Raw genomic sequence first — 13,147 nt, 5'->3', positions numbered from 1 at the left:
TCAGAGCGCGTCGGGTTGCGGACGCGGGTCGGTGAAATCCCCGGCGTCCTTGCGGAGGCGGGCGACGATCGCGACGAGCTCGGCCGCATCCTCGGAGCTCAGGCCAGGCTGGGCGAAGACGTCGGAGTTGAGGGCTCTGGTGGCACGTTCGACCAGGTCGCGACCGGCGTCGGTCAGCGCGAGCAGCGCGGCGCGGCCGTCGTAGGGGTGCGGCTCGCGCACGATCAGGCCATCGCGGACGAGGCGCTCGGCCGTGCTCGTCACGGTGGTCGCGTGCACCTGGAGGCGGGCGACGACGCTCGACAGCGGCAGTCGCCCCGCGCGGCTGAACGCCAGCAGGCGCAGCACCTCGTAGCGGGCGAAGCTCAGCGCGAACGGCTTGAGGGCGGCGTCGACACGGGCGAGCAGCAGCTGCTGGGCCCGCATGACCGAGGTGACGACGGTCATGCCGTCCGCGGCATCCGTCCATCCGTGCGCGACCCACTGCCGCTTCGCCTCGGCGAGCGGATCCACGGGGAGCGGACGGGGTCGGGTCACCTCTCTACGGTACCGGCGCCACGTCGGGGAACGGGCGCGGCGCGCGCTGGCTCTCAGTCGCAGGATATGTGGGACTCAGTATCGCGGACTAGAATCACAGCAGTCGTGAGGAGCATTCGATGAAGATCTTCGTCCTGGTCAAAGAGGTGCCGGACACCTACGGCGACCGCAAGCTGAATCTCGAGACGGGACTTGCCGATCGTGCGGCCGGCGACGTCGTGCTCGACGAGATCACCGAGCGTGCGCTCGAGGTCGCGCTGAGCTACGCCGACAAGAACGAGGGCACCGAGGTGGTCGCACTGTCGATGGCTCCCGAGGGGTCGACGGCATCGCTGCGCCGCGCGCTCGCGATCGGCGCCGGGTCTGCGGTGCATGTCGCCGACGAAGAGCTCGCGGGCGCGGATCTCGGGCTCACAGCCGAGGTGCTCGCCGCAGCCATCCGCCGCGGAGGGCCCGACCTGGTGATCACCGGCAACCTGTCGACAGACGGCTCCGGCGGCGTCATCCCGGCCATGCTCGCCGAGCACCTGGGCTTCGCGCAGGCCACGGCGCTCAGCTCTGTGGAGATCACCGCCGACGGCGTCTCGGGCACGCGAGGAGCGGATGCCGGTGGCCAGCAGGTCTCGGCGCCCCTCCCCGCCGTGATCTCGATCACCGAGGCGCTCCCCGACGCCCGGTTCCCGAACTTCAAGGGCATCATGGCCGCGAAGAAGAAGCCCCTCGAGGTGCTGTCGCTCGCCGACCTCGACGTCTCGGCCGACCCGGGCGCGGCCCCGCGCACGATCATGACCGCGGTGTCGGAGAAGCCTCCGCGCGCGGCCGGTGTGAAGATCACGGACGAGGGCGACGCGGCAGAGAAGCTCGTCGAGTACCTCGTGCAGAACAGGCTGGTGTGACATGACCTCTCCCGAGAACCCGATCCTCGTGCTCGTCGACGTCGACCCGTCGGGCACTGTCGCCCGCAGCACGGCGGCGCTCATCGGCGCCGCGTCGACCGTCGGCACGCCCGTCGCGCTCATCGTCGGCGGCGGTCAGGATGCTGTGGCCCAGGCCGCCGCGGCCGGTGCGGCCGTGGTGCTGACCGCCGACGGCGACGACACCTCCCTCACGGTGCCGATCGTCGACGCCCTGCAGGCAGCCTTCGAGCAGGTGCGCCCGGATGCCGTGCTCATCTCGAACTCCATCGCCGGCCGCGATGTCGCCGGCCGGTTCGCCGTGCGCACGAAGAGCGCGCTCGCCGTTGATGCGGTCGGCGTCTCCCGCGATGACGAGGGCATCGTCGCGCACCACTCGGTGCACGGCGGCTCGTACCTGGTCGACGCTGCCGCCACGTTCGGCACGCCGGTGATCACGGTGCGCCAGGGTGCGGTCGACGCGCGGGCCGAGGCCGTGGCGACTCCGACGGTCGAGGCGCTGTCGGTGACGGCATCCGGTGCTGTCGCGGCGACCGCCGGGCCCGTCGAGGCCGTCGAGGTCGCCTCTTCCCGGCCCGACCTGCGCGGGGCGACCCGCGTCGTCTCCGGCGGACGCGGGCTGGCCTCGAAGGAGAAGTTCGTCCTCGTCGAACAGCTCGCCGATGCGCTCGGCGCGGCCATCGGCGCTTCGCGTGCGGCCGTGGACGCCGGGTACATTCCGCAGTCGCACCAGGTCGGACAGACCGGAGTCTCGGTGTCGCCGCAGCTGTATGTCGCACTCGGCATATCCGGTGCCATCCAGCACCGCGCGGGCATGCAGACGTCGAAGACCATCGTCGCGATCAACAAAGACGGCGAGGCGCCGATCTTCGACGTCGCCGACTTCGGCATCGTCGGCGACCTGTTCACCGTCGTGCCGCAGATCATCGCCGCGCTCGAGGCACGGAAGAAGTAACCATGACCCTTCGTCGGGCTCAGGGACCGGTCGGGCTGCGGCGCGGTCTTCCGCGCGTGCCCGGTGGCGAGCCGTGGCCGCCGGCGGATGCGGCGGGTGTCGCCGAGAGCGTGGTGGATGTCGAGACGGTCGCGTCGTCGGCGAGTGCGGGCCCTTCGACGAGTTCAGGCGCCCAGACTCCGGAAGGGGCGGAGACTCGGAATTCGGACGGTTCGGAGACCCCCGTACCGGTCGCTGAGGCGGTCGAAGCGTCGTCTGGTTCGGTCCCTTCGACAAGCGCAGGGACCCCAGGTCCGGAGGGGGCGGTCACGCATGTGCGTCGTGGCCTGCCCCGTACCGTCGGGGGTGAGCCGTGGCCGCCTGTCGGGAGTGGCGTGGTTGCTCCCACGTCGACACCCGCGGCGGCGGTTTCTGCTCCGGCTGCGCCAGCTGCACCGGCTGCACCGGCTGCACCGGCTACCGCACCGGCTCCCGTCGCGCCGGCCGCCGCACCTGCCGCAGCACCCACCGCAGCGACGTCGACCGATGCCGCCGTGCGCCGTGGGCTTCCCCGAGTCGTCGGCGGCGAGCCCTGGCCGCCCGCCGGGACAGCGCCCGCCGCCGCGGCATCCTCCGAGGCGACTCGCGCGTCGGACGCTCCGGCGCAGGCGGATGCCGGTGCTGTGACGACCGCGCCTGCGCCTGCGTCGACCGAGCTGGCCCCTGCATCCGCTTCCGCAGCCACCTCGATCCTCGCGGCCGATCTCGACACCCCGCTTCCCTGGAAGCGCACCGTATGGAACGGCAGTGCGCCGCGGCACATCGCCGCCGCACCGGCATCCGCTCGTCGTCTGCCCACGTGGCCGCAGGCGATCGCCGGTCTGCTGGGAGCCGCCGCGCTCGGGCTCATCGCCGGTGCCGCGGTCGCGTTCGTCCGCACGCTCCTCAGCCTCCCCTTCATGAAGGACTTCCTCACCGCGTTCCCCGGACAGTACGTGCCGGCCATCGCGGTCGAACCCGGATTCGCGCCGTGGATCGGGTGGCAGCACTTCTTCAACATGTTCCTGATCGTGCTGATCATCCGCTCGGGTCTGCGGGTGCGCACCGAGAAGCGGCCGACCGTCTTCTGGACACCGCGCGGCAAGGCCAAGGGCAAGATCAGCCTGACGCTGTGGTTCCACCAGTCGCTCGACCTGCTCTGGATCGTGAACGGCGTCATCTTCGTTGTGCTGCTGTTCGTCACGGGGCACTGGGTGCGCATCGTGCCGACGAGCTGGGAGGTGTTCCCGAACGCCCTCTCCGCAGCTCTCCAGTACGTCTCGTTCGACTGGCCGCACGAGAACGGCTGGAACAACTACAACAGCCTCCAGCAGCTCGCGTACTTCACGACCGTCTTCGTCGCGGCGCCGCTGGCCGTGGCGACCGGATTCCGGATGTCGGGGCTGTGGCCCAAGAGCGCCGAGCGACTGTCGAAGGCCTACCCGGTCGAGTGGGCCCGTGCGCTGCACTTCCCGATCATGCTGTACTTCGTGGCGTTCATCGTCGCGCACGTCGCGCTCGTGATGCTGACCGGATTCCTGCGCAACCTGAATCACATGTACGCCGCGCAGGATGCCGTCACCTGGACCGGGTTCTGGGTGTTCATCGCCTCGCTCGCGGTACTCGCGGTCGGCTGGTTCGCCGCGCGTCCGCTCGTGCTCGCCCCGATCGCGAAGGTGTTCGGCAAGGTCTCCGGGCGCTGACCCGGCGGCATCGGCTCAGAGGAGGACGCATGGCAGAGGCATACATCGTCGACGCGGTCCGCTCGCCGGTCGGCCGACGCGGGGGCTCGCTTTCCGGCATCCACCCGGCCGATCTCGGCGCACACAGCCTGCGCGCGCTGGTCGAGCGGACGGGAGTCGATCCGGGAGCCGTGGACGATGTCATCCTCGGCACGATCGATGCGATCGGCGGCCAGGCCAGCAACGTCGCCCGCACCGCCCTGCTCGTCGCGGGATTCCCCGAACACGTACCGGGCGTCACGATCGACCGGCAGTGCGGATCGAGCCAGCAGGCCGTGCACTTCGCCGCGCAGGCCGTCATGAGCGGCACGGCCGACCTCGTGATCGCCGGCGGGCTGCAGAGCATGTCGCAGGTGCCGCTCACGGCATCGGCCGTCGTCGGCGAGCAGTTCGGATTCACGACGCCGCTCGCCGAGTCGCCCGGATGGCAGGCCCGCTACGGCGACCAGGAGATCACGCAGTTCGCGGGCGCCGAGTTGATCGCCGAGAAGTGGGACATCACCCGCGAGCAGATGGAGCAGTTCGCGCTCGAGAGCCACCGGCGGGCGGCTGTCGCGCAGGACGAGGGCCGTTTCGCGGGTGAGATCGTCCCGCTGAACGGACTCGACCACGACGAGGGCGTGCGCCGCGACACCTCGCTCGAGCGGATGGCCGGACTCCAGCCGTTGCGACCCGGAGGGCGGATCACCGCGGCGGTCTCATCGCAGATCAGCGATGCCTCCAGCGCGGTGCTCGTCGCGAGCGAGCGGGCGGTTCGCGAACACGGTCTCACCCCACGGGCGCGCGTGCATCACCTGACCGTGCGCGGCGACAGCCCGGTGCTGATGCTGAGCGCGCCGATCCCGGCGACGCGGCATGCGCTCGAGCGCACCGGGCTGACCATTGACGACATCGACCTGTTCGAGGTCAACGAGGCATTCGCGTCGGTCGTGCTCGCCTGGATGCAGGAGCTCGGCGCCCCGCACGAGAAGGTCAACGTCAACGGCGGTGCCATCGCGCTCGGACATCCGATCGGCGCGACCGGCACCCGGCTGATGACGACCCTGCTCAACGAGCTCGAACGCACCGGCGGACGCTACGGCCTGCAGGTGATGTGCGAGGGCGGTGGCGTCGCGAACGTCACGATCCTCGAGCGCCTCTGAATCCTTCCGCGACAACAAGGCCGACTCGGCTCCCTGTTGACCCGTGCACAATTCAGTCAGAATGTCGGGCTCGGGGCTGACAGACCGGATTCGCGGGTTCCGGCGCGAGTTCTTGCTGAATTGTGAACGGACAGTCGCCCGGACCACACCGCAGGAACGGTATCGACGCGACCCGCGGGTCAGCGGACGAAGCGGACTTCGGTCAGCGTCTCGCCGAGGAACGGCTCGGTGTGCGTGGCGCCGTCGAGCGCGAAGCCGTTGCGCGTGTAGAAGCGGTGCGCGCGGGGGTTGTCCTCGGCGACCCAGAGGTACAGCGGCTCGTCCTTCTCCACGGCGGCGTCGAACAGCTTCTGGCCGATGCCGGTGCCGTGCAGCGCGTCGAGCAGGTAGATGAAGTACAGCTCGCGGAACGCCGGAGCATCCTTGTCGCGCGCAGGGCCGGAGCCGACGAAGCCGACGATCTCGCCATCGACGAGAGCAGCGTTCATGGTGAACTCGGGCCCCTGAGCGGCCCAGTGCGTCCACAGTTCGGCCATGCGACGGGGCGAGACCTTCTCCAGCGCAGCCTTGCTGATCAGGTGGTCGTAGGTCTCGTGCCAGCACTGGGCATGCACGCGACCGAGGGCTTCCGCATCCACATCACGGACCGGACGGACGATGACTTCTGGCTGGGCTTCGGCGCTCATGTCGTGACTCTACGCGCGGCATCCGCTATCAGGAAATCGAGAGGATGCCGTGCGAGGCGACGAACCGAGGGCTGGAGGATTCACACAACCGAATTCCCGGATCGTTCATCGATGGCTACGATCGATCCTCGTGAATGTGATCTGGCGCACCCTCCTGGTGATCCTCCGAGCGCGGCGTCGCGTGCGACGCGGCAAGACCCTCGATCCGACGGCCGTCGGCACCGTGCGACTGACGACACTGCCGACCGACATCGACATCCTCCGCCACATGAACAACGGCCGCTACCTGTCGCTGTTCGACCTCGGCCGCTGGGATCTGCTGATCCGCACCGGGCTGTTCGGCGCGATGAAGGACCAGGGCTGGTACGCGGTCGTCTCCAGCGAGACCATCACGTTCCGCAAGTCGCTGGAGCTGTGGCAGCGGTTCGAGGTGCAGTCGCGGTTCATCGGTCACGACGACAAGGCACTCTTCATGGAGCACCGGGCCGTCGTCGACGGCGAGGTCTACGCGCGGGCGATCGTGCGGGCGCGGATGCTGCGCCGGACGGGCGGCACCGTCAGCAACGAGGAGCTGTTCGCCGCGGTCGGCAAGCCCGAGGGCGTGCCGGAGATCGATCCGTGGGTGCACGACTGGGCCGCGGCATCCGCTCTTCCGCCCGTGCGGGTGAAGGCGCCGAGCGTCTGGAGCTGAATGCCGGTATTCCGGAGTCGCTCGACGCGGTAGTTTAGGGCCGTGCTGGGGATCCTGACCACGACCGGGCGAGTGCTGCTGCGACACTGGCCTGCGCTCATCGCGTGGTACCTCGCCGGGGTGCTGGTGCAGTACGTGATCGCCGAGGTCGCCGGATTCATCGGAGCCTCCTCGGCCACGCTCGGCTTCCTGGTGCTGCCGATCGGGATCCTCGCGCGGCTCATCAGCCTCGTCGCGATGTTCCTCGTGCTGCGCGACGGTCTGCGCAACCTGCAGGAGGTCGCCCCGCTGCCGGAGTCGCCGATCGAACGGCGGCGCACCTTCCTCTCGGCGCTGCTCGCCGGCATCCTCCCGTTCTTCGCCGTGTACTGGGCGCAGGGGCTCCTCCGCGAAGACATCAACGCCTATTCGATTCGCGCCCTCGAGGTGCGTAAGGGCATCATCTGGACTGCCGGCGCCAACGGCGAGGGCCCGGTGAGCAATCAGGACACGGTCATGAACCTGCCGTTCAACGTCTGGACGGTCGCGATCATCGTGCTCGCTTTCGCCGGACGGTGGGCGTGGTCGAAGTGGTCGGCGAAGCTCGCCACCTGGCTGTCGCCCGTCGCCGTGTACTTCGAGGTCGTCTGGGTCTTCTTCTCGGTGATCCTGCTCGGCGACCTCTTCGACATGATCAAGGCGTGGGTCGACAGCCGCGCAGCGATGGCGGTCCTCGAAGACCTCCGCGAGGGAATCCTGGATGCCGTCGCGCCGCTGCGCTGGCTCTGGGAGGGGATCGGCTGGGTGCTGGTGGAAGCCGGCCCCGTGCTGATCGCCCCGCTGTCGTGGCTCACTATCGCCGGTGTCGTCTTCGGCCAGGCGATCGTCGCCGAGAAGCTGCGGCTGGAGAATCAGTTGATCTCGCGCTTCCGCCAGCACGCGACGGTCATCCCGAACCCGGTGGCGCGTCGGCTGAAGGATCTGGGTGAGGAGCTCGGCGCGCGATTCCGTCCGATCGGGCGCGCGCTGCTGCTGATGTGGAGGGCGGGCCCGCTCCTCGTCGCTTCGTATGCGCTCCTCTACGTGGCCGTGAAAGCGCTCGAGTCGTACCTCAACTTCGGGATCACCCGGCTGATCGGCCCGCACGAGTTCACGACGTGGGCGATCGCCCTGCCACTGGTCTCGCTCGTGCCGCTGCTTCTCATCGAACCGCTGCGGATCGCGGTCATCAGCGGTGCCTATGACGAGACGTTGGCGCGGCTGCGTCGTCGACCGCAGGAGCGTGCGGACGGCGCCGACGTCTCGGCGGCGGAGTCGGACCTGCGTGCCGTGGGAGATGCGGCAGGGCTGTTGCCCTCGTCGGCCGATGCGGTCGCGGCCGCCATCGTCTCAGCACCGCCGCGGGACACGGTCGGCGGTCAGGGCTCCAGCGAGAACCTGAGGAAAGATCCGCCCGCCTTCTGAGGCCAGACATCCACCCAGAACGGGCCCTCGACGTCGTCCGGGACGACGAAGGGGACGATCAGCTCGTATTCGCCCCGTGTGCTCGAGTCGCACGTCTCCGGCTCCTCGGAGTTGTAGAGCAGGCCGATCTCGGAGCGTGCCGCCCGCCACTCGCGACCCGTCTCCTGGTCCACCAGGACGGGAGTAGTGCAGGAGACTCCCTTCGCATCGGGGTCGACGGGGATGCCGACCGCAACCACCGTCGTGCCGTCGGGCAGGTCGAAACCGCTGAGATCGTCGAGCTCACCGCCGCGCAGCGGGCCCCATTCCGCTCCGGCGAACTCGATGCTGTCGCCGTCCTCGACCAGGACCGGCTGGAACGGGCGGCCGCCGAAACCGAAGTACTGGTGCCACTCGTGCCAGCCGACGCCGCCCGCCGTCACCGGGACGACGACGGCGAGAGCGATCAACGCGAGGCGGTTGCGGCGCCACCAGGACGTCGGACGAGCCGGTTCCGGGGCGGGCGTCGGGGGCGCGGGCGGGATCGGGATGGTCATCGCGCCCAGCCGTTCTCGTCGAGCGTGACCTCGGCCTCGACCGGCAGTTCGTCGAGGTCGACGCGAAGTTCGATCACGTCGTCGAGCAGGACCTCGCGGGGCTGGCCCATCGGGAGACCCAGCCGGAGGATGCCGGTCCCGGTGAGCGCATCGGCCGGGAGCTCGAACGCGAGGCTGCCGGCGCGCGGGACTCCCGTGATGAGGCGCTGCTTATAGAAGGTCGTGCCGCGGTCGGTGGCCGTGAAGCGTCGGTCTCCGATGGTGAGTTCCGCGAACCCAAGGAGGTCGCCGTCCTGCGTCGCGACGGTCGACGCCTGCAGGTCGACCACGAGCCAGGTGCCTTCGGCGCTCCATCCCTTCACGTCGGTGACGCGGCGGGTGGCATGGATGTCGGTGATCGTCACCTCGAGGTTGCGGCCGACCGCAGGATCGTCGAGCTCAGCGACGATCGGGAAGGCTTCGATCGCCGTGTCCTCGGGGAGGGTCGCCTTCGAGACTCCCCACGCGCCCGCCAGCAGGACGAGCGTGAGCGACCACACCAGGATCTTCTTCTTCACGGCACCGGCACCTCGTCGACCTCGGCCGGTACTTCGACGACTTCGGCCGTCACCGTTGCTCCGACGTGGACGTCGGTCCAGTAGTCGCCCCTCATCACGTTCTTGGCGACGTAGTGGGTCGAATCGGGGAACGTGAGCCGGATCTCGTCGCCGTCCTTGTAATCGTCCGGACCGACGATCCAGGCCAGGAGGAGGCGAGCGGGTACGTCGGGCTGCAGCATCGGACTGCCCGCTCCGTCGTCGGCGTGAGAGATGGAGGGCTTCTCGTCGATCCCGTCGAGATGGATCCCGTTGATCACCGGCGACGGCTTCTCGCCACTGACGGAGGACCGGGGAGTGGGGAACGTGTTGACCACGTCGACGACGACGACGAGCACGCGCTCGTCCTTCTCCTCGTCCGGGTAGACGGCGGCATTGCCGCGTTCTTCGCGCAGCTCGACGCCGACGACCGTCATCTCGAAGTCCGATCCGGCGAACGTCTCGCCCACGGCGACCTCGGGAATCGGGTCGACCGCCGCAGCCTCCAGTCCGCCGAAGAGAGCGGTCACCGCGAGCAGGACGGCCCCCGCGCCCGTGATCAGCCAGGAGGTCGGGACCAGGTCGATGCTCCGCCGCGCCCAGCCGAGCAGTTTCGCGCGGGCGCTGGTGTTCGCCGCCTGTGCCTTCGCCGCCTCGGCATCCGCTGCGAGGGCGGCGCGGGAGTCGCGCTCCGCACCCGGATCGCTCGGCGGTGTCGTGGTCACGGGATCAGCATAGAACGGCGGATGCCGCCGCTGCGCGGGCAGCAGTGCCCGCGCAGGTGCATGCGTATTCATTAAGAACCGCACTTCTTTCGATGTCATGTGCGCGAAAGGAGGGCATCGTGAAGGCCTCGGTCAGTACTCTGGGCGGAACATACGGGCGCAGTCGCCCGCAAGACCCCGTCGGAGCAGACGGGCGGAGGAGGAGCAAGTGGCAGTCATCGGCATCGTGCGGGAGCCTGCGGGCGAAGCACGGGTCTCGGCCACCCCGGCGACGATCGCGTCGCTGCGGAAGCTGGGCCACACGGTCAGCGTGGAGCGGGGAGCGGGCGCAGCAGCGTCCTACCCGGATTCGGAGTACGAAACGGCGGGCGCGACGCTCGTCGACCGAGCAGAGGCATGGGGGAGCGAGATCGTCCTCGCGATCACGGCACCGGATGCCGCGGAGATCGCGCTCCTCGCGGACGGGGCCACGCTCATCGCGCTGCTGTCGCCGGCGCTTCGCCCCGAGCTCGTCGAGTCGCTCGCACAGCGGGGGATCACGGCGCTCGCCCTCGACGCGGTGCCACGCATCTCGCGCGCGCAGTCGATGGACGTGCTGAGCTCGATGGCGAACATCGCGGGCTACCGCGCGGTCGTCGAGGCCGCGCACGAGTTCGGTCGCTTCTTCACCGGACAGGTCACCGCCGCTGGCAAGGTGCCGCCGGCCAAGGTGCTGGTCGCCGGGGCCGGTGTCGCCGGTCTCGCCGCGATCGGTGCCGCGTCGAGTCTGGGGGCGATCGTCCGCGCGACCGATCCGCGCCCCGAGGTCGCCGACCAGGTCTCCTCGATCGGCGGCACGTATCTCGCCGTCGACGTGGCAGTCGCCGCATCCGCCGATGGCTACGCGAAGGCGACGAGCGAGGACTACAACCGCCGCGCCGCCGAGATCTACACCGAGCAGGCAGCCGACGTCGACATCATCATCACGACGGCGCTGATCCCCGGTCGCGCGGCACCGCGTCTGATCACGGCATCCGATGTCTCGCAGATGAAGCCGGGCAGCGTTATCGTCGATATGGCCGCGGGCCAGGGCGGCAACGTCGAAGGTTCGGTCGCGGGCGAGCGCATCGTCACCGACAACGGCGTGATCATCCTCGGCTACACCGATCTCGCCTCGCGCCTCGCGGCGCAGGCCTCGCAGCTCTACGGCACGAACCTCGCCAACCTCGTGGCGCTGCTCACTCCCGGGAAGGACGGGCAGCTGGTCATCGACTTCGATGACGTCGTGCAGCGCTCGGTCACCGTCGTCCGCGACGGGGCTGTGACCTGGCCGCCGCCTGCCGTGCAGGTCGCGGCAGCCCCGGCCAAGGCTGCCGAGGCGCAGGCTGAGATCGCGAAGCCTGCGACGATGTCGACCGGGCGCAAGGTCGCGCTCATCGTCGCGGGCATCGCGGCGCTGTTCGCGGTGAACGCGTTCGCGCCCGCGCCGCTGCCGCAGCACTTCACGGTGCTCGTGCTCTCCGTCGTGATCGGTTTCTACGTGATCGGCAAGGTGCACCACGCCCTGCACACCCCGCTGATGTCCGTGACCAACGCCATCTCCGGCGTGATCGTCGTCGGCGCGATGCTGCAGGTCACCTCGGGGAACCTCGTCGTGCAGGTGCTCGCCGCGGTCGCCGTGCTGCTGGCATCCATCAACATCTTCGGCGGATTCGCGGTCACCCGCCGAATGCTCGCCATGTTCACACTCGGGAAGTCAGCGAAGGGGGGCCACAAGTGACCGTCGACGCACTCGCGGGTGCGGCGTACATCGTCGCGGCCCTGCTGTTCATCCTGAGCCTGGCCGGTCTCAGTCGCCACGAGTCCGCCCGTTCCGGCGTGATGTACGGCATCTCCGGCATGACGATCGCCCTGGTCGCGACCGTCGCCCTGACCGTTTCGGATGCCTGGACCACGGGTGCCTTCCTCGGTCTCGGCCTGCTCGTGGCGGCGGTCGTCGTCGGCGCGGCGATCGGACTCTGGCGGGCGCGCTCCGTCGAGATGACCGGGATGCCGGAGCTCATCGCCCTGCTGCACAGCCTCGTGGGTCTCGCCGCGGTGCTGGTCGGGTGGAACGGCTACCTCGCGCATCCGGAGATCGCCCCGCAGCTCGAGGGGATCCACAACGCCGAGGTCTTCATCGGCATCTTCATCGGTGGCGTGACGTTCACCGGCTCGATCGTCGCGTACCTGAAGCTGTCGGCGAAGATCTCGTCGAGACCGCTGATGCTGCCGGGCAAGAACATCCTCAACATCGGCGCGCTCGTCGCCTTCGTGGCGCTGACGGTCTGGTTCGTGAACGACCAGCAGCTCGGGCTGCTGATCGGCGTGACCCTGCTGGCCTTCGCTCTCGGGTGGCACCTGGTCGCCTCGATCGGCGGTGGCGACATGCCCGTCGTCGTGTCGATGCTGAACAGCTACTCCGGATGGGCGGCGGCTGCGGCCGGCTTCCTGCTCAACAACGACCTGCTGATCGTGACGGGTGCGCTCGTCGGGTCGTCGGGTGCCTACCTCTCCTACGTCATGTGCAAGGCGATGAACCGTTCGTTCCTGTCGGTGATCGCCGGCGGCTTCGGGATCGTCGCGCCGTCCGCGTCGGACGAGGAGTACGGCGAGCACCGCGAGATCACGGCCGACGGCGCCGCGGAGATGCTGACGTCGGCGAAGTCGGTGGTGATCACGCCCGGGTATGGAATGGCGGTGGCGCAGGCGCAGTATCCGGTCGCCGACCTTGTGCGCCGGCTGCGCGAACGGGGCGTGGACGTGCGTTTCGGCATCCATCCTGTCGCCGGCAGGCTCCCCGGGCACATGAACGTGCTGCTGGCCGAGGCGAAGGTGCCGTACGACATCGTCCTCAGCATGGACGAGATCAACGACGACCTGGCCGCGACCTCTGTCGTGCTGGTGATCGGTGCCAACGACACCGTGAACCCTGCCGCGGCAGAGGACCCGTCGAGCCCGATCGCCGGGATGCCGGTGCTGAAGGTGTGGGAGGCCGAGAACGTCATCGTGTTCAAGCGCTCGATGGCCGCGGGATACGCCGGCGTGCAGAATCCGCTGTTCTTCCGCGAGAACGCGTCGATGCTGTTCGGCGACGCGAAGCAGAAGGTGGAGGACATCATCGCGGCGCTCTGATGCTCGGGCGCGCGAGTGTGCGCCTGCGAA

Annotated in this window: 13 protein-coding genes; 8 read left to right on the top strand and 5 right to left on the bottom strand. The window is 69.3% G+C overall.

The features are described from left to right. A complete protein-coding gene (locus V5D55_RS03340; protein ID WP_435747644.1) occupies positions 1–537 on the bottom strand; it encodes a MarR family winged helix-turn-helix transcriptional regulator in 537 nt (178 codons plus the stop codon). Between the two features lie 119 nt (positions 538–656). Here V5D55_RS03340 and V5D55_RS03335 point away from each other — a divergent pair, with 119 nt between their 5' ends. The 4 genes from V5D55_RS03335 to V5D55_RS03320 all read left to right on the top strand — a co-directional run bounded on the left by V5D55_RS03335 (position 657) and on the right by V5D55_RS03320 (position 5,308). Next, positions 657–1,433, top strand: a complete 777-nt coding sequence (locus tag V5D55_RS03335) for an electron transfer flavoprotein subunit beta/FixA family protein (RefSeq protein ID WP_435747642.1) — start codon at positions 657–659, stop codon at positions 1,431–1,433. 1 nt (position 1,434) lies between these two features. Then, positions 1,435–2,406, top strand: a complete 972-nt coding sequence (locus tag V5D55_RS03330) for an electron transfer flavoprotein subunit alpha/FixB family protein (protein WP_435747640.1) — start codon at positions 1,435–1,437, stop codon at positions 2,404–2,406. 374 nt (positions 2,407–2,780) lie between these two features. Further along, positions 2,781–4,127 carry a cytochrome b/b6 domain-containing protein gene (locus tag V5D55_RS03325; RefSeq protein ID WP_435747638.1) on the top strand — a complete coding sequence of 449 codons (1,347 nt, stop codon included), beginning with the start codon at positions 2,781–2,783 and terminating at the stop codon, positions 4,125–4,127. Between the two features lie 29 nt (positions 4,128–4,156). Beyond that, entirely contained in the window at positions 4,157–5,308 is a 1,152-nt protein-coding gene (locus V5D55_RS03320) for an acetyl-CoA C-acetyltransferase (RefSeq protein WP_435747636.1), read from the top strand. 179 nt (positions 5,309–5,487) lie between these two features. Here the strand turns inward: V5D55_RS03320 and V5D55_RS03315 are convergent, their stop codons facing one another. Next, positions 5,488–5,994 carry an N-acetyltransferase family protein gene (locus V5D55_RS03315; RefSeq protein ID WP_435747634.1) on the bottom strand — a complete coding sequence of 169 codons (507 nt, stop codon included), beginning with the start codon at positions 5,992–5,994 and terminating at the stop codon, positions 5,488–5,490. A gap of 130 nt (positions 5,995–6,124) precedes the next feature. Here V5D55_RS03315 and V5D55_RS03310 point away from each other — a divergent pair, with 130 nt between their 5' ends. Together V5D55_RS03310 and V5D55_RS03305 are read left to right on the top strand one after the other, a co-directional pair. Then, the gene (locus V5D55_RS03310; RefSeq protein WP_435747632.1) at positions 6,125–6,685 is read left to right on the top strand and encodes an acyl-CoA thioesterase; all 561 of its coding nucleotides are present in this window, start codon (positions 6,125–6,127) and stop codon (positions 6,683–6,685) included. Positions 6,686–6,727: 42 nt separating this feature from the next. Next, on the top strand, positions 6,728–8,128 hold the full coding sequence (locus tag V5D55_RS03305; protein WP_435747630.1) for a hypothetical protein: 1,401 nt from the start codon (positions 6,728–6,730) through the stop codon (positions 8,126–8,128). Here the strand turns inward: V5D55_RS03305 and V5D55_RS03300 are convergent. The 3 genes from V5D55_RS03300 to V5D55_RS03290 are packed head-to-tail and all read right to left on the bottom strand — an operon-like array spanning position 8,083 to position 9,964. After that, on the bottom strand, positions 8,083–8,664 hold the full coding sequence (locus tag V5D55_RS03300; protein WP_435747628.1) for a hypothetical protein: 582 nt from the start codon (positions 8,662–8,664) through the stop codon (positions 8,083–8,085). The genes V5D55_RS03305 and V5D55_RS03300 overlap by 46 nt on opposite strands. Continuing rightward, the gene (locus V5D55_RS03295; RefSeq protein ID WP_435747626.1) at positions 8,661–9,221 is read right to left on the bottom strand and encodes a hypothetical protein; all 561 of its coding nucleotides are present in this window, start codon (positions 9,219–9,221) and stop codon (positions 8,661–8,663) included. Before V5D55_RS03295 ends, V5D55_RS03300 begins: the two co-directional genes overlap by 4 nt. Next, entirely contained in the window at positions 9,218–9,964 is a 747-nt protein-coding gene (locus V5D55_RS03290) for a hypothetical protein (protein ID WP_435747625.1), read from the bottom strand. Before V5D55_RS03290 ends, V5D55_RS03295 begins: the two co-directional genes overlap by 4 nt. A gap of 208 nt (positions 9,965–10,172) precedes the next feature. On the opposite strand from V5D55_RS03290, the gene V5D55_RS03285 reads away from it, so the two are divergent. Both V5D55_RS03285 and pntB read left to right on the top strand, forming a co-directional pair. Beyond that, positions 10,173–11,723 carry a Re/Si-specific NAD(P)(+) transhydrogenase subunit alpha gene (locus V5D55_RS03285; RefSeq protein WP_435747623.1) on the top strand — a complete coding sequence of 517 codons (1,551 nt, stop codon included), beginning with the start codon at positions 10,173–10,175 and terminating at the stop codon, positions 11,721–11,723. Then, positions 11,720–13,117 (top strand): Re/Si-specific NAD(P)(+) transhydrogenase subunit beta, encoded by a 1,398-nt coding sequence (gene pntB, locus V5D55_RS03280; protein WP_435747621.1) that lies wholly within the window; start codon positions 11,720–11,722, stop codon positions 13,115–13,117. The genes V5D55_RS03285 and pntB overlap by 4 nt, the downstream gene beginning before the upstream one ends. Positions 13,118–13,147: the final 30 nt, after the last annotated feature.

It is taken from the genome of Microbacterium sp. PMB16, from assembly GCF_051294855.1.
Classification (GTDB): Bacteria; Actinomycetota; Actinomycetes; order Actinomycetales; family Microbacteriaceae; genus Microbacterium.
The sequence above is the reverse complement of the archived record's forward strand: the minus strand, read 5'-3'. Positions and strand labels throughout refer to the sequence as shown.

Coding starts and splice junctions, on each gene's coding strand:
- V5D55_RS03335 (WP_435747642.1), top strand. CDS start 657: ATGAAGATCTTCGTCCTGGTCAAAGAGGTGCCGGACACCTACGGCGAC.
- V5D55_RS03330 (WP_435747640.1), top strand. CDS start 1,435: ATGACCTCTCCCGAGAACCCGATCCTCGTGCTCGTCGACGTCGACCCG.
- V5D55_RS03320 (WP_435747636.1), top strand. CDS start 4,157: ATGGCAGAGGCATACATCGTCGACGCGGTCCGCTCGCCGGTCGGCCGA.
- V5D55_RS03315 (WP_435747634.1), bottom strand. CDS start 5,994: ATGAGCGCCGAAGCCCAGCCAGAAGTCATCGTCCGTCCGGTCCGTGAT.
- V5D55_RS03300 (WP_435747628.1), bottom strand. CDS start 8,664: ATGACCATCCCGATCCCGCCCGCGCCCCCGACGCCCGCCCCGGAACCG.